General features: G+C 39.8%; 22 protein-coding genes. 8 read left to right on the top strand and 14 right to left on the bottom strand.

What is annotated here, in order from left to right; translation table 11 throughout:
• Positions 1-277: 277 nt before the first annotated feature.
• Complete coding sequence (locus tag M3210_RS11010; RefSeq protein WP_251514402.1) at positions 278-2137, top strand: ABC transporter ATP-binding protein; 1860 nt, start codon at positions 278-280, stop codon at positions 2135-2137.
• 35 nt (positions 2138-2172) lie between these two features.
• Positions 2173-3027, top strand: coding sequence for a serine/threonine-protein kinase (locus M3210_RS11005; protein ID WP_251514345.1), 855 nt, complete (start codon positions 2173-2175; stop codon positions 3025-3027).
• Positions 3028-3073: 46 nt separating this feature from the next.
• Here M3210_RS11005 and M3210_RS11000 read toward each other — a convergent pair whose 3' ends face one another.
• Together M3210_RS11000 and M3210_RS10995 are read right to left on the bottom strand one after the other, a co-directional pair.
• A complete protein-coding gene (locus tag M3210_RS11000) occupies positions 3074-3658 on the bottom strand; it encodes a MerR family transcriptional regulator (protein WP_251514343.1) in 585 nt (194 codons plus the stop codon).
• A gap of 424 nt (positions 3659-4082) precedes the next feature.
• Complete coding sequence (locus M3210_RS10995; RefSeq protein ID WP_251514341.1) at positions 4083-4949, bottom strand: LysR family transcriptional regulator; 867 nt, start codon at positions 4947-4949, stop codon at positions 4083-4085.
• 151 nt (positions 4950-5100) lie between these two features.
• On the opposite strand from M3210_RS10995, the gene M3210_RS10990 reads away from it, so the two are divergent.
• From M3210_RS10990 to M3210_RS10980, 3 genes are read left to right on the top strand one after another with little or no spacing between them, the layout of a single operon-like run.
• The gene (locus tag M3210_RS10990; protein ID WP_251514339.1) at positions 5101-5811 is read left to right on the top strand and encodes an AzlC family ABC transporter permease; all 711 of its coding nucleotides are present in this window, start codon (positions 5101-5103) and stop codon (positions 5809-5811) included.
• Positions 5804-6109, top strand: a complete 306-nt coding sequence (locus tag M3210_RS10985; protein WP_251514337.1) for an AzlD domain-containing protein — start codon at positions 5804-5806, stop codon at positions 6107-6109. The genes M3210_RS10990 and M3210_RS10985 overlap by 8 nt, the downstream gene beginning before the upstream one ends.
• 52 nt (positions 6110-6161) lie before the next feature.
• Positions 6162-6671, top strand: coding sequence for a staygreen family protein (locus M3210_RS10980; protein WP_349774346.1), 510 nt, complete (start codon positions 6162-6164; stop codon positions 6669-6671).
• Between the two features lie 8 nt (positions 6672-6679).
• Here the strand turns inward: M3210_RS10980 and M3210_RS10975 are convergent, their stop codons facing one another.
• Positions 6680-8452, bottom strand: a complete 1773-nt coding sequence (locus M3210_RS10975) for a sulfatase family protein (protein WP_251514332.1) — start codon at positions 8450-8452, stop codon at positions 6680-6682.
• 186 nt (positions 8453-8638) lie between these two features.
• Here M3210_RS10975 and M3210_RS10970 point away from each other — a divergent pair, with 186 nt between their 5' ends.
• Entirely contained in the window at positions 8639-9367 is a 729-nt protein-coding gene (locus M3210_RS10970; protein WP_251514329.1) for a DUF421 domain-containing protein, read from the top strand.
• Between the two features lie 44 nt (positions 9368-9411).
• Here M3210_RS10970 and dacB read toward each other — a convergent pair whose 3' ends face one another.
• From dacB to M3210_RS10945, 5 genes are all read right to left on the bottom strand, one after another.
• On the bottom strand, positions 9412-10932 hold the full coding sequence (gene dacB, locus M3210_RS10965) for a D-alanyl-D-alanine carboxypeptidase/D-alanyl-D-alanine endopeptidase (protein ID WP_251514327.1): 1521 nt from the start codon (positions 10930-10932) through the stop codon (positions 9412-9414).
• A gap of 206 nt (positions 10933-11138) precedes the next feature.
• Positions 11139-12602 carry a multicopper oxidase family protein gene (locus tag M3210_RS10960; RefSeq protein ID WP_251514325.1) on the bottom strand — a complete coding sequence of 488 codons (1464 nt, stop codon included), beginning with the start codon at positions 12600-12602 and terminating at the stop codon, positions 11139-11141.
• Positions 12603-12743: 141 nt separating this feature from the next.
• Positions 12744-13364, bottom strand: coding sequence for a DUF3298 and DUF4163 domain-containing protein (locus tag M3210_RS10955; protein ID WP_251514323.1), 621 nt, complete (start codon positions 13362-13364; stop codon positions 12744-12746).
• Positions 13365-13501: 137 nt separating this feature from the next.
• Positions 13502-14386: a radical SAM/SPASM domain-containing protein gene (locus M3210_RS10950; protein WP_251514321.1), complete on the bottom strand. Its 885-nt coding sequence runs from the start codon at positions 14384-14386 to the stop codon at positions 13502-13504.
• Positions 14387-14562: 176 nt separating this feature from the next.
• The gene (locus tag M3210_RS10945) at positions 14563-15852 is read right to left on the bottom strand and encodes a 2-hydroxycarboxylate transporter family protein (protein WP_251514318.1); all 1290 of its coding nucleotides are present in this window, start codon (positions 15850-15852) and stop codon (positions 14563-14565) included.
• Positions 15853-16060: 208 nt separating this feature from the next.
• Between M3210_RS10945 and M3210_RS10940 the strand changes: the two genes are divergently transcribed.
• A complete protein-coding gene (locus M3210_RS10940) occupies positions 16061-17044 on the top strand; it encodes an L-lactate dehydrogenase (protein ID WP_251514316.1) in 984 nt (327 codons plus the stop codon).
• Between the two features lie 94 nt (positions 17045-17138).
• Here the strand turns inward: M3210_RS10940 and M3210_RS10935 are convergent, their stop codons facing one another.
• Complete coding sequence (locus M3210_RS10935; RefSeq protein WP_251514313.1) at positions 17139-18041, bottom strand: sensor domain-containing diguanylate cyclase; 903 nt, start codon at positions 18039-18041, stop codon at positions 17139-17141.
• A 335-nt stretch (positions 18042-18376) separates the two neighbouring features.
• Between M3210_RS10935 and M3210_RS10930 the strand changes: the two genes are divergently transcribed.
• A complete protein-coding gene (locus tag M3210_RS10930) occupies positions 18377-18820 on the top strand; it encodes a GNAT family N-acetyltransferase (RefSeq protein WP_251514311.1) in 444 nt (147 codons plus the stop codon).
• A 175-nt stretch (positions 18821-18995) separates the two neighbouring features.
• Here M3210_RS10930 and M3210_RS10925 read toward each other — a convergent pair whose 3' ends face one another.
• From M3210_RS10925 to M3210_RS10905, 5 genes are all read right to left on the bottom strand, one after another.
• Entirely contained in the window at positions 18996-20771 is a 1776-nt protein-coding gene (locus tag M3210_RS10925) for a methyl-accepting chemotaxis protein (RefSeq protein ID WP_251514308.1), read from the bottom strand.
• 152 nt (positions 20772-20923) lie between these two features.
• On the bottom strand, positions 20924-22099 hold the full coding sequence (locus M3210_RS10920; RefSeq protein WP_251514306.1) for a sugar ABC transporter permease: 1176 nt from the start codon (positions 22097-22099) through the stop codon (positions 20924-20926).
• Between the two features lie 12 nt (positions 22100-22111).
• Positions 22112-23632: an ATP-binding cassette domain-containing protein gene (locus M3210_RS10915; protein WP_251514303.1), complete on the bottom strand. Its 1521-nt coding sequence runs from the start codon at positions 23630-23632 to the stop codon at positions 22112-22114.
• 94 nt (positions 23633-23726) lie between these two features.
• Positions 23727-24866, bottom strand: coding sequence for a sugar ABC transporter substrate-binding protein (locus tag M3210_RS10910; RefSeq protein ID WP_251514301.1), 1140 nt, complete (start codon positions 24864-24866; stop codon positions 23727-23729).
• 184 nt (positions 24867-25050) lie between these two features.
• Entirely contained in the window at positions 25051-26154 is a 1104-nt protein-coding gene (locus M3210_RS10905; protein ID WP_251514299.1) for a sugar ABC transporter substrate-binding protein, read from the bottom strand.
• Position 26155 lies beyond the last annotated feature (1 nt).

Here is a 26155-nt window from a genome sequence, read left to right as displayed (position 1 = left end):
TTTAGCAATAGCTACAGTAACAGTGATTCCTAAACTAAAGCGTTGAATTAAGAGAGGAGGGAACCGCAAGATGACTTACTTTGATGGATTAACACCAGCTGCGGCTGAAGAAGTCACTTCTGTAAGTTACAGCAACAGTGATAGTGAAAGCTTCAGCTATAGCAACAGTTACAGTAACAGCGATTCTTAAATGCCAAAGGCTTCTATACAGGAATAAACAAGATGCGGCTCCTGACTCAGAAGGGGCCGCTTTCTTCACAAAGGGGTGAGCAGTTTGATGAGGCAACGGAATAATAAAAGAAAAAAACACTCCCGGCAAAAGTTCAGGGATTTATGGAAAGTTAGAAACATAGAGGATAACCTTATTTCCGAGTCCCCACCTGTCCCTGTAAAAGAAATATTCCGCAGGTTCTGGCCATATGCCAAGCCATACCGTTTCTGGATTCTATTTAGTTTACTGTTGATTATTTTACAGCCAGTCGTCCAATCAGGTACTGTTTGGCTCTTGCAGGACTTTATCGATCACGTTCTGGTCCCTCAACAATTTAATGCCATCTACGGAATTATTCTAGCGTACTTCTGCCTGACAGTTCTTCGCGGGACTTTATATTTCGGTGGTACGTATATGTCCAATTGGGTCGGGGAGAATTTTATTCTTTCATTGCGAAAAGGGCTGTATGAACATTTACAAGGTCTATCGCTCCACTTTTTTGAAAAACGGAAACTTGGTGATATCATTTCACGGATGTCGAGTGATATTGCTTCCATTGAACGGCTGATTATTACAGGAGCGACATCGGCTGTATCATATTTTAGTCAGCTCATTGTTTTTATAACCATGCTGTTTTTCATGCAATGGAAATTGGCTTTCGTTTCACTAATCGTCGTACCTTTATTTTATGTAGTGACACGGTTTTTCTCGAAAAGAATTAAAATGGCCTCGCGGGAAAGGACCCGTCGAGAAGGGGCAATCAACTCCATTTCAGAAGAGAGTTTTTCAAATATTGCCTTGATGCAAGCGTATAACCAACAAGAGGCAGAAGCTGAACGTTTTGATCTGCAAAACCGACGCAGCTTTGATGCCAAAATGTTGAAAGTCCGTCTGAAAGCCGCATTTTCTCCAGTCGTCAGTCTGATTGAAACGTTCGGAACACTCGCTGTAATGGCTGTTGGAGCGATGCTTCTCATTCAAGGTGAGCTCACCATCGGAGGCCTGGTAGCTTTCATGACATTATTAAATAAACTTTACCGACCGGTCCGCGGTCTCAGCAGATTACTGAATACGATTTATTCCGCATCTGCAAGCGCCGAGCGGGTCATTGAATTTATGGACGAAAAACCAATAATCAAAGAAGCTCCCTATATTATGGAAGAGCCAACGGGCCGTGTAGAGTTTGATCACGTTTCCTTTTCTTATCCAGGCAAAAAGAAAAAAGTATTGTCTGACGTCACATTTTCCATTGAACCCGGTGAATCTGTCGCTCTTGTCGGGGCAAGCGGAACCGGCAAATCCACGATTGTGAAATTGTTGATGCGTTTTTACGATCCGACAGAAGGAAGAATCCTTGTCGACGGAAATGTGATTAAAGGAGTGAGTCTTGAATCACTCCGGGATAATGTTGCTGTCCTTTTCCAGGAATCCTTGATCTTTGATGGGACTGTAAGAGAAAATATCGCCTATGGAAAATCTGAAGCGACTGATGAGCAAATCGTAGAAGCCGCCAAAAGAGCCGGGGCGCATGACTTCATTATTGAATTATCGGAAGGATATGATACCCACGTCGGCCAAAAAGGCAGAAATTTATCCGGTGGTCAACGCCAGCGAATTGCTATAGCAAGAGCCATTATCCGCAATGCATCCATCTTAATCCTCGACGAACCAACAGAAGGGCTTGATGCAAAATCTGAACAGCGGGTTATGGATCCTTTGAAACAATTAATGCAAGATAAAGCAACTCTCATCATTACACATAATTTAAGAAGTGCTGCTAGAGCGGACAGAATTCTCTATCTCGAAGACGGCAAAGTAATGGAGAACGGAACACATGAAGAATTGCTCGCAAATGGTGGAAAGTATGCGGAACTGTTTGATGCACAGCCAGAAGCTAAAAAACATTTGCAGGCAGTTCCAAACTAAAAGGAAATCAATAATATTTAAGGAGCTGAAACATCATGCTTTTGAATAACTTGAAATGGACAGACAACAAAGAAATGATTGAACCTCTTCAAAAAGGGGAAACACTCATCCCTGGCTACACCGTCATCCACCACATGCGGCGAGGCCAGGATTGTGACGTCTATTATGTTTGGAGTGAAGAGAAGCTTACAGGTTGTATCGCCAAGACCTTGCAGCCCGCTTGCGCAACGAGCGAAATAGCAAAGCAACGTCTGATTCAGGAAGGGGAGTACCTGAAGAAACTCTCCCATCCAAACCTTGTCCGCGGCTATGAAATTGTGAAAATACCAGTACCGGTCCTGATACAAGAAACCTTAACAGGAGAAACACTTTCCCGTCTGGTCAGGAATCTCGCAGCCGAAGATACCTATCTGCCGGCGAAACAGTTGGCACATCTCGGCATGCAGCTCACCTCGGCCGTCCACTATCTTCATTTGAATAATATTTTACATCTTGATTTAAAGCCCTCAAATATTATTTCCCAACCTCCACTTGCCAAAGTCATCGACCTTAATTTGGCAGCACGTCCTGGAGAGGTGAGGAAAGGGATTGGGACAAAACAATACATGTCGCCGGAACAGGCACGAGGAGACAAATTGACCCCAGCTGCTGACGTATGGGGAATCGGTGCAGTCCTCTATTTTGCTGCAACAGCTAAACGTCCATTTCAATCTATGGAGGATGGAAGTTTCGAACAGCTTAAAAGGGCTGCTCAACCCGTACAAAAACATCGGGAATTAGATGAAGATTTCGCTCATTTAATAAACCGCTGCCTGGATTTACAACCTGGCAAGCGGCCCACAACATTCCGGATTCATGAGTTCTTCCTCAATTATCTGGAGAGTCATTAAAGAAAAATACAGTCCACCCGCTCAATGTTGTGGACTGTAGTTTTTTTCAAGTCAATTTGAAGAGTTTCGTAAATAGCCTATTCTTTTCCCGCGGATTTGCACTTTCTTTTCGTTTTTCCTGCATTTCGTTCATCGTTTTCAACAAGTATTCATCCCGTTTTCTCTCATAATCCCTTTGTTCTTTCATCGTTTCATCCACCTGTTCAGAGGTAACAGCCAGCTGCTGCTGTTGTTCCAATATTTCTTCGTATACATTCATCCGTTCATGCATCTCGGTCATCAATTTCATGAGCTTTTTATTCTGGTCTACAAGCATATGAATCTCTTTCATCATTTGTTGTGATAATTTTTGATCATGTTCAGCTTCTTCTTTCTCTATGTGAACATTTGCTTCGTTCTCGTTCCTCAACAAGAGTTTCACCTGTCCATGCTGGTGTCCCTGTTCCAATAGAGTCCGGATTCTTTTTATCGTATCCAGTGAACTTTCATGGATAAGATAGGCTTTCTTTTCGCCTCGCTTCATAGCCAGATAAGATCCATATTGTCTAGCATAGCGTCTGACTGTTTCTGGAGGTATGTTCACTTTTTGGGATACTTGCGAAATTGGCATCCATTCGTTCATTCCGTTCATTGCTTTTACCCCCTCATGAGTTCATAACCTATTACTATATGAATACAACTTTTTTTGTTGATTTCCTTCCTCCGGCTCCTAAAAACAGTTCGACATGATATGGCAAAAAAATAAAAACATCCATCTAAATGGATGTTTTCACAATATCTTGGGTACCGTCTAACCCTTATGATTATTAAATAAGTAATCAATCAAACTATTATATAAAGGGATTTCACTTGTGAACAAAAAGACTGGCAACATGCCAATAATACAAATTATAGCTAGGTAAGATCCAAAAAGCCTCATGACTCCAATTGCAATCGCTTTCATTTTTGTTCGCCCCTTTCTAAGATTGGGAATATTATAACACCATTTTATTTGCACCACAATACTTTTGTTCACAGTTTTGTCACAATTAAGCTTAAAATTTTTTTACCACCGATCAGATTTCATTAAACCTCTTAATAATAAAATCAACAAAATGCCTACTTGCGGTTGGCATCGTTTTCTTGTTTTTATAAGCGATACCTATGGTGCGGTATATCGGTGGAGTCGTTTCTTTTTTTACAAAACGATAGCTGACCTTATTTAGGACCAACTCGGATAAGATGGATATTCCCAGTCCACTTTCCACCATAGACATAATCGTATAATCATCAATAACTCGATACTCTATATTAGGTTGTAAACCATTAGCCTTGAAACTTTCCAACGGCTCACTCCAATCACCTTGGTCGAGTAAAATGAAAGGCTCTGTAGATAGTGCTTCCAAAGATGCACTGGAATGATTTGTCAGCGGATGATGTTCCGGAATGATGGCGAGCATCCTATCTTGTTTTAATGTAACTGTCTCCAACTCAGTTGCAGCATCCGGGTTAACAAAACCAAAATCCACTGTACCATCTTGAATAGATTGTACAATACTCGTATATTCACCTTGTTGCAACTGAAAGTGAACAGATGGATACCTTTGTTTAAAGTCTTTCATTAACCCAGGAAGCCAATTGCTGGAAACACTCGTGAACGTGCCAATCCGTATATTTGCGTTTTCCAAGCCTTGCATTTCCTGTTTCTTTTTCAGGAGATCTCCATATGAGTTGGAAATCTTTTTTAGATAGGGAAGAAACTCTTCCCCGTCTTGCGTCAATGATATTCCTTTTCGACTGCGTGAAACCAGTGTGGTGCCTAATTCTTCCTCTAATGCTTGAATCATTTGACTGACAGCTGACTGAGTGTAGCCCAATTCATTTGCTGCTTTTGTAAAACTTCCCGCTTCAATTACCTTTATAAATACATCGTAGCGATTCAATTTCATCTCCCACTTTCATTAGATAAACTAATATAATGATTATATTTATTAATTTTACTAATGTAAAATTATATGCTAAAATCACTTTATCACAATAACGCGATAATAAATTAAATATTCTCATATAATTAAACAGCTTTGGAGGAGAACCATGAAGAACGTAAGAGAATGGAGAATCGGTTTCAAAAATGGAATTCCGATTGCTTTAGGATATTTCGCTGTATCATTTACTTTTGGCATTCTTGCTAAACAGGCGGGATTAAATCCTTTCGAGGCAGTATTCATGTCTGCAACCAATTTGACATCAGCAGGACAATTTGCGGGACTTACACTTATTGCCACTGCTGCTACCATAGCTGAAATTGCAGCGACACAACTAATCATAAACTCTAGATATTTCCTCATGTCATTTGCTCTGTCTCAAAGGATTGATCCTGAAACATCTTTTTTTCACCGGTTAGTCATGTCATTCGGGATTACGGATGAAGTATTTGGAGTATCCGTTGCAAGGCAGGGGAGATTGAGTCCTTACTATGTATACGGTGTGATGAGTGCAGCAATCCCAGGATGGTCATTAGGCACACTATTCGGAGTGATCTCAGGAAATATACTTCCACCACGAATGATAAGTGCGCTGAGTATCGCTTTATTTGGAATGTTGCTTGCGGTCATTATCCCCGCTGCAAAAGAGAGTAAAATTATTTTAGGACTAATTATTTTATCTATGGTAACCAGCTTCATACTCGCTAGTATACCTATGTTGGCATCCATTTCATCTGGTCTGAAAATTATTATTTTAACATTTGTCATTGCCGGTGTTGCAGCATTTGTCTTTCCGGTAAAGGAGAATACATATGAGTAATGCGATTTTTGTCAGTGTGGTTATGGCCGCAGTAACTTATCTTATCCGAGTCTTGCCGCTCACCCTCATCAGAAAAGAGATTAAAAACGTTTATATCCGATCATTTTTATATTACGTACCCTATGTAACCCTTGCAGTCATGATATTTCCAGCGATTTTAGATGCGACAGCTTCTTCATGGTCAGCACTTGTCGGGTTTATTGTTGCTATTATTTTTGCTTACCGTGGTGCAAGCTTGGTAAGTGTTGCGTTGCTTGCTTGCCTATCTGTTTTTTGCGTGGAATTATTTTTGTATTAAAGTACAGACACTTTACCCCTACTAGATTAATATGTATAGAAAAACGGTAGGGGTGGATCTTTTGAGTGAGTTTCAACCGGAAAAGCTGTCCATCGAATTCATAGAAGGAACGACCGATACACACCCAATCATTCCGAGACGATATACACTGACCCACTCTGATCATACAGGAGATCTCTTTTTAACTATCGGTCATGGTTTTGCTTGGGATAACATTAATCCGCTTAGAGATGAAGTTCTGGGTGAGTGGATTTTTTCTGATGGTACTTTGAAGTTTCTAGTTTATCTATATATCGATCGCGGAGAGGTGGACCCCTCCGTAGCAGCTAGGCGAGTGGATATATTCAAACATGAATTGCCGCTCGCTTTACATGCGATAAAATATGGAGACAGGAATTTATTCGACACTTATCCTTCTTTATTGCAGTCACCAATCCTAGTACACTTTATGTCCGCTTATCCAGAGTTTGCAAGACAGGAAATATGGGGCTCATTCAAAGTTAAATCAATTTCTAAAACAAAAGGGATGTCCTGTAATCTGGGCATCCCTTTTTACTTCTAACCATTGTTTTATCCTATTCCATTTGAGGGTTTCAACCTTTTTTGCCGGCGTTGTTCCTCCAATAACCCATTCATCAACATTTGAACTAAACCAGTAAGAGCATTTTCATTGGAAGAGTGTGCCAGATTTTTTGTTTCATAAGGATCTTTTGTTAGATTATACAGCTCATATTGCTCGGGAACAGGGGTTTTACGAGTCGTTGTTTTATATAAAGAGACAGTAACATCCTCATGAATCGGGGTTTGATTCTCAAACTCTGTCAGCTGGTCCTCCACACCTGGTTCACCCCAAAATTGAGGGTTGTCAAAATAACGTGAGAACTTCCATAATTCCTCTTCCATATTTTTTCCAGTCTGCAGATAGGCAATCACTGTTTCCACATGATTCGGCTGTCCAACAGAATTATATGGTTCACCAGATATGCTAACTTGATTGACACCTTTCGTAACATCATCATCCGTCATGAAGTATAGAGCTTCATTCGCCCGAAGAAAGTCAGCGTTGCCATATAGCAGGGGTGACAAGTCCCTCCCCACAGGAGGATGTACTTCTGAATGATTTTTGGCTAGCTGCTTGCGAATCGAGAGTTCATCTATTTGGGCAAGACCTAATAGAGTCGGTAAAATATCTACATGACTTGTAAGCATCTTTGTAGTTGCTTTTCTTGGAAACAATCTCGGATGATGGATGATGAAAGGCACATGAATCGATTCTTCGTAGGCATTGTACCATTTTTGGAAGAGTCCGCCATGGGAACCTAGTAAATCTCCATGGTCTGATGTGAAGATAACAATCGTATTTTCATAGAAGTCGGAGTCTTTTAGAGCATGGAGTACTTTGCTCATTTCTTGATCGACTTGTTTATGGAGCGAATAGTACAGTTTTCGGTAAAACAAGCTATCTCTTGTCGGTTGGAATGTCTTTTGGTACGCTTCTTTGTAATTTTGTTGGGCCGTCGGTTTTGTAAGTAATGATTCATCGGATGTGGGAGCAGGAGGGATATGTGGGACAGTTGGATCAATCTCAAAGTTGAATAACGGGCTAAGCTTCGTAATTTCTCCGTACAGGGTAATATCATGAGGATTTACAAAGGAAGAGACGATTAACCAAGGATCATTCTTATCTTCGGCCTCCAGTGATTGTATTAAATCAACGATTTCCCTTGCATACACTTCATCACGTCCACTCGTCCCAACTCCAGCAGATGAAGCTGAATTCCGTGGATTGGAACCGTGTGGCTCAGGTCCTAGCCAGCCGGAGAAACCGTACTCATCCAAACGGTCTGCATCTAAGTAAAGCTTTTCCAGTTTTGCATCCGGAACACCTGTATTTGGGTCATAACTCGGTAAGGCATCATGGGTCCCAGGAATTAATATGTCTGGTTCACTCGCATGCCATTTCCCTTTCCAAAACGTCCGGTAGCCTGCTGCGCGGAAATAATTACCGAATGTGGGAACCGTTTGAGGATCTAACCAAAACACGTTAGGGGCAAAAGAAGGGGAAGCGCCTCCTATGGTTTGCGTCACTCCATGCAAGGATGGATATTGACCTGTATACAATGTAGTTCGGCTCGGGATACAAGCTGTGCTGCCAACATAATGATTTAAAAACTCCATCCCATTTTTACGCAATAATTCCTGCGTTTTCAGATTTTCCTTTCGCCATTTCTTTAGCTCTTCATTTTCATAAGCCGGTGGAAAGCGCTGCTCATCCACCATGAAGATAAGAATATTAGGTTTCGTTAATTTACGGCTTTTCTCATCGTCTTTCATGTTCATCATTGTTCTCAGTCCCAACCTATAATTAGTAGAATATTATATGTCATCTAGGCTTGGTTGTTGATGAATACGAACGACATTTATACAGTCAAAGCATTATTTCTGTACTATTTTTAGTTTAAATTGGAAAAAGTGGTAGTATCCCCTTTTTTCTTCATTACTCACTGTTCTACAGAAAGGACTGTATGGATGCTAGACTTAATGAAAGACTTACTTATTGTTTCCGGAAGAATTATAACTATTATTCCGTTGCTTTTCTTTATGACGTTATTCATGGGAAAACGGGCAATTGCCGAACTGCCTGTTTTTGACTTTTTAATCGTCATCATTTTAGGGGCACTAGTTGGAGCGGATATTGCCGATCCTGAGATTAACCATATACCAACAGCTTATGCGATCATCGCAATCGCATTGTTTCAACGAATTGTCGCCAACTGGAAAATCTCCAATCGAAAAATCGGCAGGTTGCTGACATTTGAACCGACCGTCGTTATTCAAGATGGAAAATTTATACATAAGAACTTGAAACAAATTCGTTATTCCATTGATAACATTCTGCAACTGCTCCGGGAGAAAGATGTATTTGATATTAGTGAAGTAGAAACAGCAGTAGTCGAACCATCTGGGGGGTTAAGTGTACTAAAAAAACCAGAAAAACAAAATATTAAAGTGGAAGATATGTATATCGCAACACCAACATCATCGATTTCCTTTCCTGTCATCGTAGAGGGGAAAATCTATCCCGAAGTATTGAAAGAGGTTCATTTAAATGAACCTTGGTTAATCCAGCACTTGGCCGATCAAGGTATTGATAATGTGGAGGAAATCTTCTTCGCCTCTATCAATCGAAAGCTTGAATTGCATATTTCTCTAAGGAATGATAAAGACAACACATCCATTCCACCAATTTTACACTGATAATAAAAAAATAAAAGGGACCACTACGGTGATCCCTTCCAACTTTACTCTTCAAATGTGTGTTTTGCTAACTCAGTGACAATCGCGTCTTGAATTGGAGTCACTGAACCACTAATATAATTGTTATTTAAAATGGAGAAAATCAGTTTCTCTCCTTCCACAGTCAATACATATCCAGATAGTGTGTTCACACTCGTTAAAGAACCTGTTTTTGCAAAGACATTCCCCTTTGTCGGCTCGGAAGTCATTCGATTACGCAACGTACCACCAACAAATCGTTCAGACTCTCCGGCAACAGGCAAGGAGTATTCAAAATGCTCATACCATGCCTCATCCTGGATTTCATAGAGGAAGCGTGATAATTCACTAGCTGGAATATAAGTTTTATGTGACATCCCTGAACCATCACGTAGCAGGATGGATTTACCATCTACTCCGAAATTCACAGCCACATCTTCCAGCACTTCCAATCCTTTATCCCAACTTCCTTCTCCATGGACCACTTGGCCCATTTCTTTCGTCAACATTTCCCCATGACCATTATTACTCAATTTCATAAATGGAACTAAAACTTCTGATAATGGCATGGAAGTATGCGTCACTAGTAAATCTGCATCATCTGGGGTTACGCCACGCTCTACTTTGGATCGTCCAAGGAAGTCGATTCCATGCTCCTCCAAGGATTGCTTAAACACATCTGCGGCATAATAGCTCGGTTCCCATACAGAAACCCATGACCTTGACATCGAACCGTCCAGTGGCATCTTCCCTTTAATGATAATATTATTGGACCCATGTTCTCTTTCAATGGAAATGCTCTTCGACTGGCCAGCAGCAACCGTTTCCGTTTTGTTCACGATATTTACCGTATTCGTGTATGGTTCCAGATTCACCTTTGCCTTTTCTCCAGCTTTATCCGCCGCAGTCACTTCCACAATCACCGTTCCTGTATCATAATCTGCGTTCGGTGACAGATTTAACGCCGACACCTGGGCACCAGTGTAAAATGGTTCATCTGACCAATTCAGATCTTGAGAAAGTCTTACATCATCATACCAACTATCATCTGCGATTAAATTACCATTTATCTTCATAATTCCTTTGTCTTTTAATTGCTGAGCGATTTCATCAAAATCCTCTTTCAAGAGCGTAGGGTCTCCTTTGCCCTTTAAGTATAAATTTCCCTGTAACACCCTCGACCTCGGGTTACCATCCGTCCATATTTCCGTCTTAAACTGATAATCTGGACCTAGAATTTCCAACGCTGCAGCTGCCGTAAGGATTTTCATATTCGAAGCAGGGTGCAACATGATGTCACCATCGTTTGCATAAATTTCCTCTCCTGTTTCCGCATTCCGGACACTGACTCCTACTATTGAGCGATCTAGTACGGGATTATCTAGGAGCTGGTCCAGTTTTTCTTCGAGGGACAAGCCTTCTGTTACCTCAGCCACTTCATCTGATGCGACGACAAATAATTCACCTTCATGAGTGATAAAAGGTATACTTGCTAGTAATACGATGAGGATAGAAATAATGCCAACTTTAAAGCTTCTAATTTTCATAAAAACTTCCCACTTCCCCTCATATTTATTTGAATATTTATTATTATACAGATAGTTTGATAATTTTAAATAGATTTAATAGAAAACTATTCCAACTACCCAAGTTATTTTTTCTGTACCATCTATATATATGACTTAAGACCGAGAAAATATACATCAAAAAACCGGACAAGCATGAAGCCTGTCCGGTTTGGATTCAAATTTATTTAATGTTGATGGCTTTCATCTACTTCTATGTCTAGTTCCAACGGTGCCTCTTCTTCTGTACCGGGTTCCACCAGCAAGAATTGCCCCATCATACCACCATCTTCATGTTTTAATAAATGACAGTGATACATGAGCGGAAACTCCATATCCGTGTAGTCAGCAAATTCAACGACAATTTTCACACTTGCACCATGTGGGATAAATACGGTATCTTTCCTGCCACGTTCATATTCTTTAGGCTCACCGCCAGCCACTTCCAGTACCCTGAACGCTGCATTATGGATATGAAAATTATGTTCCGGCCCAAAATTATGGATTTCCCAAATTTCCGTCGTACCTGCAGCAACAACTTCATCAATCCGTTTCATGTCCATTTTCTTCCCATTTATATCATTTTCCATCGTTAAGTTGAATTGACGGATCTTTGCATCCTCTGGAACCTCTATAGGTGGGACCGAAGAAAGTTCACCACTTATCGGTTCAGATTCTGTGAGTTCATCAGCAGCAATGATTTTCAACAAATCAAATTCTCCACTTTCAATCCCGGCAGTCCCGCTGTAACTCCGAAGAATCGTCTCATCTCCCGGCTCGAATTGAACGACGATTTCCGCACGTTCTCCTGGACTTAACATGATTCGATCTAATGTTACTGGTTCGTTTAGAAGTCCAGCATCATTTCCAACGACTTGGAAAGAACGTCCGTCAGTGAATCCGAAATTATAAGCCCTGGCATTGGAGCCATTCAGCAGACGGAAACGGACTTGATTCGCAGTCACTTCAAGATATGGATCATGGGTTCCATTCACCAGTATCTCATCTCCAAGCAACCCATAGGATCCATCATCATCCCATTCTAACTGACCATCACTCGTAAACAATTTATCTTGGACAATAAGTGGGATATCATCCACACCGTATTCAGAAGGGAGTTTTTCGGAATCCTCATCATCAATAATAAACATCCCTGCAAGTCCGCGATACACGTGCTGTGCCGTATTACCATGTAGATGAGGATGGAACCAAGTGGTCGCAGCCGGCTGGTCTATCGTCCAATGAGGCTTCCACGTCTCACCCGCTTCAATCATTTGATGTGGGCCACCGTCCATCTCTGGAGGCAATAACATACCGTGCCAATGCAGTGTCGAGACTTCCCCCAAATTATTGACGACATCAAAGGACACTTGATCGCCACGGGAAACCCGAACAGTCGGACCAAGATACGAGCCATTTATTCCCCAGGTGTCTGTGTTTGTTCCTGGAAAAAATTCAGTCGTTCCCGGCCCCATCGTCAAGGTAAAATGTTTCGTACCATCTTCTAAAATTTCCGGTTCCAGCAGTTCCGGTATTTTTAATGGCTGCTCAAAATCCAACTCTCCAACATTGGTCACAATCTCATTACTACCACATCCGGCTAATCCAAAAACAAGTAGTAAACCGAGAAATAATCTATGATGTACTTTCAATAGTCTTCTAAACTTCCTCTCTATTTAATAGCTTGATAAGTTCCAATACTTTATTTTAACGTATAATCCCGGACATGTGCTATTACATAAAAAGGAAATGATAAAAATCCTGCCAACTTATGAACAATTATTGAACCTCAGTTAATTATTCGTAGCCATTCGGCCTAATGGACCGTTCTCGTCTATCATATCTTGAATATCATAAACGGATATAGGAAACATAGGAAAACCATAAACATATGGAGTGATTTCATAAAGTTGAAAGTAGATAATAAGTGCCTTGTCCGCAATATAAAAATCTTGATCAGGACGAATACCTGTAAACTCTCCCAACAGGGGGATGTCCCGCTGTTTAATTTGTTCATCGATTAAGCTAGATAGCCTTCCAACATAACCACTTCCTGGCTTGAACAAATCTTTCAGACTCACCAACTTTCCTTTCTCCAAATCAAATGTTAAGGACTTGATGATCGTCAAACCATGGGCAGCCTGGTGATGGTACGTATAATTCGATAGTGAAAGACTAAGTACTTGACGTTGATTATTTTTCAATTCATACGTACCTAGCATCTCTTGCACAGAACTCGGCATATTCCCAACTTGCTCTTGGATGAGCTGCTGGGTTTGATGTACGATGGCTTGATTAATATATCTTTCTAACTGTTGATTCTGCATACCTACTGCTTGAGGATAATACACTCTCTGATTGGGCCCGTTATTTAATACATACGTTTGAATACCGACAGGAAATATTTGGGGCATTTTGTTCATTCCTCTCCGATTTGTTAGCTTATTGTATTCATTATTTCGGGGATTGGTGTGCAAATGCCTAAGTGAGAGAAGATAAAAAAGCCGAACATCGAGTTCGGCTTTCAACCATTTCAGATTTTCTATAAAAACTATGCTCCAAATCTTTTACGGAAACCACATTTCCTACATAATTCCTCCACTGCGACCCTTCTGGAAAAACCATCAACGAGATTTTTCGCCCGATCCATTTCGATGATGTCCGAAAAGGAGTGCTCCTCAATATTACCAAGATCAATCACACCTTCACCATCGAGACAACAAGGAATTACCGTTCCATCTGCCAAAATACCAGCCTGATTCCTCAACCCATAGCAAAAGCCTTTCCCATCATCCTCTTCTTCATCTAATGAAGGCCACTTAAACTCGTAATCTTGATTGATGTACACACGGTCAGCAATTTTAATGCCGCCGCCTGGCTTAATTCGCTCTTCAACTTTATAATCCAGATTAAATTCCTCCTCAATAATCTCTAATAATTCCCGATTACGTTGTCTTTTAAGATTTTCCTCATTGTTTTGTGTCAAGTTCCATAATCTCAAAGAAATATACATTTCCGATTGGCTCGTTGCTTCTCGAATGAAAGAGAGGATAGTTCTCACATAGCCTTCCTTATCTTTATCCCTCAGAGCTGGATTGCCATCAAAACTATGTAGCGAGAAATTCAGCTGTCGGAGTGCAGGCTTGTTTAATAGTTGTTCTCTCTTCTTTTTGATCAATGTTCCATTTGTTGTGATGTGAACTTTAAAACCTTTCTCATGACTGATGTCCAACAGTTCACCAATCTTAGGGTGGAGCAGTGGCTCCCCCTTCACATGCAAGTATACATAGTCAGTGTGCGGTTTAATTTCGTCCAATCGCTTGGAATAATCCTCCAATGAAATGAATTGCTTAGGCCGTAATGTTGGTGGACAAAATACACAAGCCAAATTGCAGACACTTGTAATTTCTAAATAGACCTTCTTAAATTTCCTCAATAACAATTCACCACTTTTTCATATTTTACATTCTTATTAGAAAAATCCATCATCCCTATATAGTATAATCCATTTCATAGTTTTTTAGATGTTTATCGATAAAACGAACTGTCATAGTAATCAATTAAAAAAGGCCGCCACTTTCTATAGTGGCGAACCTACCTGAAACATTGAACCTACAACATCTTTGCAAATATATCTGCCAAGAATAAAATCAATGATGCTCCTAACGTGGAGGCAATTTGACAAAATGCCATTAATTCCATTCTTCTAGCTGCAGCCAGAACGGATACATCACCAGTCCCTCCCATGCTAATCATGCCTAATCCTGAGGTAATCGACGCTTCTATAGGATAAATGCCGACTAACTTTCCGACAAAACCTGTCATCAACATGACGCCGATAACAGTAATGCCGACAATAAGGACGAATTCAAGGGTGAATGCCTCCATGATTACATTGAGATCTGTAAATGTGATTCCAATCCCAACCAATAATGCATAGGTCCAGTTTTTCAAGACGAAGCGGAACCATGCAACTGCAGCATCTGCTAAAAATTTCGGGAGGAGATTTGTTACTTTAAATATCGCAATCATCAATATCATCAATGCAAAAGGATGGAGTGGAATAAAATTCCCTAATCCAGTTGCAAGGGTTAAAAATAATAATCCTACAAGCAAACCGATTCCTAACTGACTGATACTGTAATCTTTTTCTTTTTGTTTCTCATATTCAAAGCCTGGAATCATGACCCCATTTCCAGTCAACTTTGGATATTTATTACCAAGTCCGTTTAGCACGCTAGCAAGCACAATTGCAAATAAGTTACCTAATGCAATCGCTGGTACAAGAAGCGACATATAATAGCTTGGTTCATTGCCCAACACATCGGAGTAGATTTGAGACATTGGCACACCACCCAGCCCCATGCCTCCACCCATCAGCGGAAAAACAATGATAAGAACCGATTTGATAAAGCCTTCTCCTATAATGGAACCGACTGCTCCTCCAATTACAATTGCCGTTGCTACACCTATAATTAAAGGTATGGCAAATCGCGTTCCGGCTTTTATCAAGACTTTAGAATCAATGCTAAGAATACTGCCGGTTATCAACCCAGCTATATAAAAATTTAAAAAGCCGCTCGTTTGCATGAAATCAACAATCATACCTGATGTTTCCTCGGGCATCCAATTCATATGTACTAAAAACGCAGAGCCAAATATAGCTACAATTGCTCCACCACCAAGGTAACTACGTAAAATCGGTGTACGATCTCCAATCCAACCAAAAAACTCCCCAAGGATCATCATAATCAGGAGAGCACCTACCATACCTGCCGGTAGATTCCCTGTATACATCGCAAATAAAGTAATGAACACAATGAACAAAAACCAGCCAACAGGAATGTTGAAAATGGTTAGTTTTTCTCTACTCAATCGATCTGTCGCTTCTAGATGTGACATCTTTCTCCTCTTTTCTACACTATACTAATCTATGCTAATTTTCCCTATTTTAATACAAGTCACATATAAGGGTCAATATAAATAATTATTCAATTCATTTCATTTTGTATAATTTAATATAGACATTTATCTGAAAACAGCTAAAATAAAGGAAAGACTTTTTTGACGAGCTTAGAGAAGATTGTACAGGATGACGAGGAGGAAAATCATGAAACGTAATAAACTTGCGGTTGTAGGCGTCGGACATGTCGGATCTTATGTACTTGCCGATGCAATGAAAACGGACCTTTTTTCTGAAATAGTTGTAATTGATAAAAATAAAGATGTAGCTTTGGGTGAAGCTTTGGACCAAGCTCATGCTACGGCCCTTACTTATATGACGAATATCCATGTGTATGATGGTAGTTATGAGGATGTAAAAGACGCAGATATCATCATTATTGCTGCAGGGCCAAGCATCATCCCTACCGATAAAAATGAAAAACCGGACAGAGCACTGCTCGCAGAAGTAAATGCGGAAGTCATACGGGAAGTAATGGAAGGCATTACAGCGTACACAAAAGATGCCATCATCATTTTAATTACAAATCCATTAGATACGATGGTGTATGTAGCTGAAAATGAATTCGATTATCCAAAGGGACGGATATTCGGAACAGGAACCATGCTTGATTCCGCCCGTCTACGCCATGCGGTTGCTTCCAATTACAATATCGATCCAAAAAGTGTCACTGGTTATATGATGGGCGAACACGGAATGACTGCTTTCCCTGTCTTCAGCCGACTAAACGTTCAAGGTCTCGGCGAAAAGGAATTGGACAAACACTTCCAAGGGAAAGAACCCCTCAATCGGGAAGTATTTGGCCAGAAAGTTGTTGATGCTGCGTATCGTGTCATCACGAGCAAAGGATGGACAAACGCAGCTATTGCTCAAGCAGCGGTCACCCTGGCAAAGTCGGTCATATTGGATGAACGCAGTATTTATCCAGTCTGTACGACGTTAAATGGCCAATATGGCTATAATAGAGACGTCGCACTGAGCATGCCATGCATTATCGGTAAAAATGGTGTGGAACAGCAACTTGAGATTGAACTGGATGAAAAAGAAATGACACTGTTACATAAATCCGCAAAGTATATACAAGAAACAATGAAAATAGCAGGAACCGGTAAACACAAAAAAGTGAACTGATCGTAAATATTAAATAAACAGGGAGAGATTCCTCGTGATGTACCGATGTACAGCTCAACGTGGAATCTCTCCCTATTTTAAAACCTTATAATATTTAACCTTCTACTGTCAGCAATTGCTTTTTGCTATTTTTATTTTGATACATATTTTCATCTGCTACACTCATTAGTTGTTCCATAACACCAAAGGAGTTATTAGCGTACTCATATCCAATTGAGATCTGTATCGGTGAATGTGTTAATCCAACTCTTTGCTGCATTTCATCTTGAACCTTTTCAACATACTGCTTTACCTGTAAAACAGTTGCGTTCGGTATAAGTACAGCAAATTCATCTCCACCGATTCTTGCCACAATCATTCCAGCTTCTGCGTGTGTGTTTAAACCATTTGCTGCTTCACGGATCAGACGGTCCCCCATTTGATGTCCATAATTATCGTTGATCTGTTTCAGTTCATCCAAGTCTGCTATGACAATTCCCATCGGAATCTTACATTGGTTGAAAAAGCTCATTTTCGACTCGAAATATTCCCGGTTTCGTACATTTGTCAGTGCATCATGAGTAGATTTATATTCTAGCTGCTCCTGTAACGCAACCATGTCATCAATGTTTCTATAAATCCCTGTTACCGCTACAAATTTTCCGTCTTTATACACGGGCCTGGCATATTCCTCAAACCAAATATACTTTCCCTCATGATTTCTGAACCGCACTTTAATAGGTTCGTTGAAATCAAGCTGTCCCAATTCCTTTTTCTTTAAGATTCCCATATCATCAGGATGGACAATGTCAAAAATCTTATCAGGATTTTGCAAGTGTTCCTCTAATGTGCCTGGACCAAGCAAGTCATCCACGGTAGGGCTTAAATACAAATAGTTCAATTTAGGAACGGTTTCACAATAATATAAAATATCACGGATATTATTTACCGTTTTTACCATTGGCTTTAATAGACTTACTTCCTGTTGTAGCTTGGCTTTCTGCTTACTTTGATACACACATGATATGAAAAGTCCTATGATTAGAATGCTAGCAAAAACGATCAATATAGAAAAACTCACTTTCTCTTTCATTGATGTGAACGAAATGATCGAACAAATACTTTTATTGATGTAATGAGAGTAATTTTCAACCAAGTTTATGCTGTATTTCCTAGTTCTTCCTCACTATATATACTTTATTTTATATATACGTTGTTTTAAAAGCAACCTATTATCAGAAGCGAGGAGAAATTTCGGACGAAGCATTCCTCATTTGAAGGAATTTTTCTCTTGACCACCGAATATTTACTATAGTCAGGGATTTTCAATTCAAAGATGAGAGGAATATAACTATGTTGCATTTAAAACCGATTACAGAGGACAACTGGTTAGAAGCTATAGCATTACGAGTCCGTGAAGATCAATCGCACTTTGTTGCACCCAACGCCGTATCGCTTGCTCAGTTGAATTTCTTAGAGGACTTCCATGCTAAAGGAATTTACTTTGAGGAAGAAATGATTGGTTTCACGCTTTACGGTTTAGACGAAGACGATCAGGAATACTGGATTTATCGCATGATGATTGACCAAAAGCACCAAGGGAAGGGGTATGGGTTAAAGAGCGTAAAACTTATCATTGATGATATCAAGAGAATAAAAGAGGGGCATCATCAGACCATCTCACTTTCTTATGAACCGACAAATGAACGTGCAAAGCGAGTATACGAGCGGATGGGATTTCGAGAATTAGAAGGGTTAGTTATTGAAGGTGAACAAGTAGCACGCTTTACTTTTTAATGTATAAAGCTAGGAGGGCCCTCCTAGCTTTTCGCATATATAACAGCTATTTCGGACATGTTTACGGCTTACCTTTTCTGTAATCTTATAAAACTGCTGATTTATGTTCATCAGTACTTCATTTTACTCAGAAGACGATTCGATAATGCTCTTTTTTGTGCTAATATCTTTTACTTTAATCCTTCTGTCTACCTGCTTCATTATTATTGTTTCCAGCAATACCACTTCTTCCATTTTTATCCCCGAAGGATCCCGGTGTGTGAACAAATCGATTCACCTGGCGATTTAAGTCCTCTGCTAACATGGCTAGATCATTAGCGTTATTCGCAACTTCCTTTATTGTATTGCTAATCTGCTCAGATGAAGCTGAAGTTTGCTCTACCCCAGCAGCTGATTCTTCAGAAATAGAAGCAATCTCCGTTACAGACACATTCATCTTTTTAGTATTCTCTGCTATGTCCAAAATGTTATTGGATACTACTTGAACATGGCTCGTCATTTCTGTTAAGGCATGACCAATTACATTAAAAGTTTCTTGTGTTGTTTCAATTTGCTTCGTTCCTTTAGCAACTTCTACATACCCATCCTCGAGCGACTCTGTAACTAAACTAGATTCATATTGGATATCATGCACGATAGAGGTAATATCTGAAACGGAAGTCGATACCTGTTCTGCCAGCCTCCTGACTTCATCAGCCACTATCGCAAAACCTCTGCCTTGTTCTCCTGCTCTAGCAGCTTCAATTGCAGCGTTCAATGCAAGTAAATTCGTTTGGTCAGCGATCTCCTGTATAACAGAAACCAATCTGGATATCTTATCTGACTTTTCATCCAACCCCCTCACCTTACCCACTGCATCCTTAACAATCCCATCAATTCTGAACATTTGCTGACTGGAAGCCCGCATCAATTCACTGCCTTCATTTGTCATATGCAACAAATCGCTGGAAGCTTTTTGGATTCGATAACCATTATTTTTAGCCTCTTCAACTTTTGTAGAGAAAGCTACCATGATGGATGCCAATTCACTCGTTCTTATAGCCTGGGTTTCCGTTCCACCAGCCAATTCTTGCATCGTAGTAGAGATTTGTAAGGAACCGATATCCACCTCTTTTGCTGAACGGGATAATATTTCACTCTGTCTTGAAATGGATAGGGAAGCGTTGTTAATTTCACTGATCAAGTCGCGTATATTCTTGCTCATTTCATTTGTAGACATAACAAGCTGGGCCATCTCATCTTTTGATTTCACTTTTAAAGGTTCGTGACTGAGATTTCCACTTGCAATTAATTTTAATCGCTCCATTACCTTTTTAACTGGAGTCGTGATGCTAGCGGAAGTTACAAATGCCGCAACTATACTGATCATGATGACGATTAAAAGTGCGATTAATGCGATATAGAGGGTCAAATTCCCATTTTTGATGATATTTTTACCTTGATGTTGAATGATAACTTCACTTTCTACCGCTAACTCTTCAAAACCTTCCATAATTTGTCGAGCTTCTTTTGACGATATCGTAAGATTTAAAGTAGCTTGTTCTATATTGCCATTTTCAAATTCAGTAAATACATCCTGTTCCACAGCCGATCTCCATTCAGCAGCTCGTCCGATAAGTTCCTCAAATTCAGCTGATGCACCAATCTCTTGCACAATCTTTTCGTAATGTTGGGCCTTCTTTGTCTCGTCTTCAAATATATCTTTATAATCATTATAACCAAATAAGACATAACCACTGGCCAATCCAATCCCGTTAGCCATTCTAATAGCCATCTGCTCACTTGCTATCAGCAATTGAAGATCTTTATTAATCATACTTTCTGTATCCATATTAACATCACTGACAGAATAATAGATATACATACCAAAGATAAGAAATAATAAAATGACAAAAGAAAAACCACCTAAGATTTTCATTTTCAAGCTCTTAAAAGTAAATAAATTTCTCATGTATTATTCCTCATTTCAACAAAGGATATTTTATGAAAGCATGATAAAGAACCACAAGCTTTAATTCTTACAAAGAGTGAATTTCTCCTAATAAAAACGAGCCAACTATTTATCATAGCTGACTCGTTTCATTCTTGAATTCAAATTTGATTTTATGCTCGCTGTTTCCGAGTGTATACATCAAATATAACGGCGAGGGCCAACACCCCACCACGGATGATATATTGAGGGGCTATCCCTACTCCCATCAAGTTCATCCCGTTGGTTAATGTCGCCATAACGAGTGCACCGATAATAGCTCCTGTTACTTTACCAACACCACCCGCAGCGGAAACACCCCCAACAAAGGCTGCTGCAATGGCATCAAGCTCAAATAGTGTACCCGCTGTTGTTGTAGCAGACTGTAAACGGGAAGTGTATAAAATACCGGATAAGGCGGATAGCATCCCCATCGAACCGAAAACGAGCAATGTAATCTTACTCACATTGATTCCGCTCAGATGCGCCGCTTCCGGATTACTACCTACCGCATAAATATGTCTTCCTAAAACTGTTTTCGTTGTAATAAAATGATAGATGAATACCACAAGAAGCATGATGATGACTGTCCAAGATAATCCGTTGTAACTTGCCAATACCCATGTAATATAACCGATAATAGCTGATACAAAAACAAGTTGGAGGATAAATATTTCCTTCGATACCACTTCAAAGTTATATTTTATTTTATTTCTTCGGTTTTTAATCATACTGTATATGTAGAACACAATCGCTAATGCACCAACTAATAAAGATAGTAGATGAACTCCACCAACTACCATGAGCGATGGAATATATCCATTTCCAATCGCATTAAACATATCATCATCAATAATGATGGTTCCTGTCTTTTCCGTTGCTAATAGAATAGCACCTCGATAAATAAGCCAACCAGCCAATGTAGCAACGAAGGCAGGTATTCCTACTTTAGCAACTAGAATACCCGTTATGGATCCAGCAGCAATTCCTAAAACTAAAATAATTGGAATGACGATATAAACTGGCATTCCTACTTGCATCAGTAATATCGCTGCAATCGCACCAAGGAATCCAGCTAGGAAACCGATAGATAAGTCAATATGTCTAATGACGATGACTAACATGACACCAACAGCTAAAACAGCAATATACCCAGCAGAATCTAATAAATTACTAATATTCCTTGATGACATGAATAGGCCATCTGTCAGAATCGTAAAAGTAACCATAATCACGAGTAAAGCGATGTACATACCGTAATCCCGGATATTATCTTTAATTAAATGCTTCGCTTCATTCAATAGTTTCATTGCACTAACCTCCTATTGCGTAGCAAGTTGCATGATTTTTTCTTGATCGGCTTCCGCAGCCGACAACTCCCCTTTGATTTCTCCCTCAGCCATCACATAAATCCGGTCACTCATCCCTAAAACTTCACCAAGTTCTGAAGAAATCATAATAATACTCATGCCTTGAGCTATCAGTTCATTCATTACGGAATAAATTTCAAATTTAGCACCAACGTCAATTCCTCTCGTTGGTTCATCTAAGATAAGTAACTTAGGCCCTACGAACAGCCATTTACTTAATGAAACCTTTTGTTGGTTACCACCACTCAAATTACCGACGACCTGCTGTATGGAGGAAGCTTTAATGCCTATGGAAGTTTTATAATGATCGGCAACTTTGATTTCCTCATTTTCATTAATAACCCCATTCGCAGATATACCTTTCAGGTTGGCTGCAGAGATATTATTCTTAATATCTTGCAGTAAAAATAACCCATCTCCCTTACGATCTTCCGTAACATAAGCAATTCCTGCTTTAATAGCCTGTTCTGTATGCCTCAATAGGACAGGACGTCCTTCCACATATAAATCCCCTTGTATTTTGTAAGACTTGGAATTCCCGAAAATACTGAGAGCCAGCTCTGTTCGCCCAGAGCCCATTAAGCCCGCTATTCCAACAATTTCACCTTTCCTCACATGTAAATTAACATTCTTGGAAACGTTACGGCCTAGTTGCGGATCATAAGCAGTCCAGTTGGATAATTCAAGAACGTTATCACCAAAGTCTTTTTTTGCTCTTTTCGGATAAATATCCTCAATTTCACGACCAACCATATTTTTAATGATTGTATTCTCATTAATCTCACCCTTAGCTGCATCTAAGGTACAAATCGTCTCTCCATCCCGAATGACAGTTGCCTTATCCGCAATGGAGATCACTTCCTTCAATTTGTGTGAAATCATAATACAGGTGATTCCTTGCTTCTTCAATTCGCGCAACAAGCTTAATAGATTTTCACTATCATCCTCATTAAGCGCTGCTGTCGGTTCGTCTAAAATCAGTAATTTTACATCTTTACTCAATGCTTTCGCAATCTCAATCAATTGCTGTTTACCTACACCTAAATCCTTAATCAAGGTTTCAGGGTTCACTTTAAGATTAACTTTTTCAAGCAATCTTTTAGATTCAACGATAGTTTGATTAAAATCTAACACTCCACCATGATTCACTTCGTTTCCAATAAAGATATTTTCATATACCGGAAGATCGGGAAATAGTGCAAGCTCTTGATAGATAATGACGATTCCAGCCTCAACACTATCGTTGATTTTGTTAAATCGTTGAACCTCACCATTAAATACAATATCACCCTCATAGGTTCCATATGGATAAACACCGCTTAGTATTTTCATTAAGGTAGACTTTCCAGCCCCATTTTCACCAACCAAGCAATGAATCTCACCTTTTTCCACCTTGAAATTCACACCACTGAGCGCTTTGACTCCTGTAAATTCCTTCGTGATCTGTTTCATTTCGAGAATATATTCGCTCATTTTATTCCTCCTCGACCAAATAACTATGGTAAAAGTGAATAGTGACAGATGGTTAATCTATCACTATTCTTTAAGATTACTAGTTATTTTCGTTTTATAGCCCAGAGAATTCACTTGCTTCATAGTAACCGGAGTCAATGAGTTCACTCTTTACATTCTTTTGTTCCACTACAATGACATCTGTTTGTTTTGCTGAAACCTCTTTACTTCCGTTATCATAAGTACCTGTTGTTTCAGGTGTTTCACCTTTAAGGATGTCAACAGCCATACCCATCGCATCGACAACAAGTGTGCGTACATCTTTAAATACAGTCATCGATTGTTTACCATCAATAATATATTGAATAGAAGCCTTCTCAGCGTCTTGTCCAGTCACTACAAAGCTTGAAATATCAGGATCAGTTCCAAAAACATCCGCTATTGCACGGGAAGTACCATCGTTCGGAGCAAGAATGGCAACATCACCTTTTAAGTCTGTACTAGCAGCAGTCAAGTGCGTTTGAGCTTTGTTTTTAGACTCGTTCGGATCCCAGTTTGTCGTAACCTGGCCAAGAATTCTTCCTAATTCATCCCTCGAAAGCTCTGCCTTATCCTTTAGACTTTCTGCTTCACTAGAGTTTGCAATCACAAATGTTCCATCAGCGATTTTCGGCTGTAACTTATTCCATGCACCCTCGAAGAATAAGAATGCGTTATTATCCGAAGCCGCTCCTGCATAAAGGTATAGCGGTATTCCTTTTCCGTCACCAGCATTATCAATTAAGTATTGCCCTTGAGCTTCACCAACCGCAACACTGTCAAATGTTACGTAATAATCAACTGCATCTGTATCTGTGATGAGTCGATCATAAGCAATTACAGTAATATCATCTTTCTTAGCAGCCTCCACCGCAGCTCCAGCTGCTGCACCATCATGTGGGGCAATAATCAATACATCAATACCTTTACTAATAAGTGTTTCTACATTTTCCTTTTCTTTAGCGGAGGAACCCTGACTGAATAAAATCTCTGTTGAGTACTCCGTGTCTTTTAATGCATCATTAAAGCGTGCCTCATCTTGAACCCATCTAGGTTCATCTTTGGTAGGTAAAACAATTCCAATGTTTACCTTTCCACCTTTAGATCCTTCATTTCCACCTTCAGCACTCGTCTCTCCATCATCACTACAACCTACTGCTACAACTGCCATTAGTATCGCAACTAGTAAAACAGAAACCAATTTAAACTTTTTCATATTAACCCCCCTGTTGAATACTATATTCATTACCTTCTTTTTTAGAATAGCAGTCCTTTCAACCTATGTATGCGCTTACTTGTGGTAATAAATTATCATTATCTGTATTTTTTTAAATTCGACTTGGATACCTAGAAAAACATTAAAAACCACCAGGTTCTTAACCTGGTGGTTCAGTTAAAATTCATTCATTGTTTTTCTGATATACATCTTGTTTAGAATGGAAGCCATCCGCGATGATGGTGTCGTCTATATTGTGGCTATCAACGACAATAGGGGCAAGGAGAATCGATGGTACCTCTGATTTTCCATTGTTTATCATGCTTTCTCCTGTCACTTCCTCCCCTTTAGCAAGCTTGACAGCTACTTCAGCTGCGAGATCTGCCAATGGCTTTAACGGCTTATATACGGTTAACGTTTGAGTCCCCATCACAATCCGTTGTGCACCCGCAAGATCTGCATCCTGTCCCGCAACAGGGACTGCCCCTGCAAGACCTTGTTCTGCCAATGCTTCAATTGCTTTTCCCGCTGTCGCATCATTTGCAGCAATTACGGCATCAATGTCATTGTCATTTGCCTTTAAAGCCTCTTCCATACTTTCATATGCTTTTTCAGGTAGCCAATCCTTTGACCATTGATCATAAACAACGTTGATATCCCCTTTTTCGATGAAAGGGTGAAGTACGTTGAATACTCCCTTTTTAATTAAATGGGCATTGTAATCAGTGTCTGCACCACCTATGTAGACATAATTCCCTTCAGGAACGAGTTCAGTGATTGCATCAGCTTGCAATTCTCCAATCATTTCATTGTTATACGATATATAAAAATCAATTTCAGAATTACGAACTAGCCTGTCATAAGATACCACCTTAATACCTGCCGAGTGGGCCTTTTTCACAATCATCGCAGTGGACTCTGCATTATGCGGGACGATGACCAATAAATCGATGCCTTCGTTTATTAGTGTTTCTGCTTGTAGTATTTGTAAAGCATCGTCTCCTTCAGAAGCAAATATCTTCACTTCCGCCCCCAATGCCTCAACCGCTTTACGAAACAGTTCCCGATCCCTTACCCACCTATCCTCTGCTAAAGTGTCCATAGAAAAGCCAATCGTAATTTGATCATCTGCTTCTGTCGTATTCCTGGTAGTCTCTACTTGTGATGAGGATTTCACATTTTCATCACCATGCACAGTGTTGCTTTTATTCGATTCACAAGATGTAAGTAAAAGAAGTACTAGGAGGACCAAAAACAGGATATTGACCATCAAATAGCTCGATTTCATT

Origin of the sequence: Oceanobacillus luteolus (assembly GCF_023715655.1) — a bacterium.
In the GTDB taxonomy this organism is placed as follows: Bacteria; Bacillota; Bacilli; order Bacillales; family Amphibacillaceae; genus Oceanobacillus; species Oceanobacillus luteolus.
This window is presented reverse-complemented; position numbering and strand designations above follow the sequence as displayed.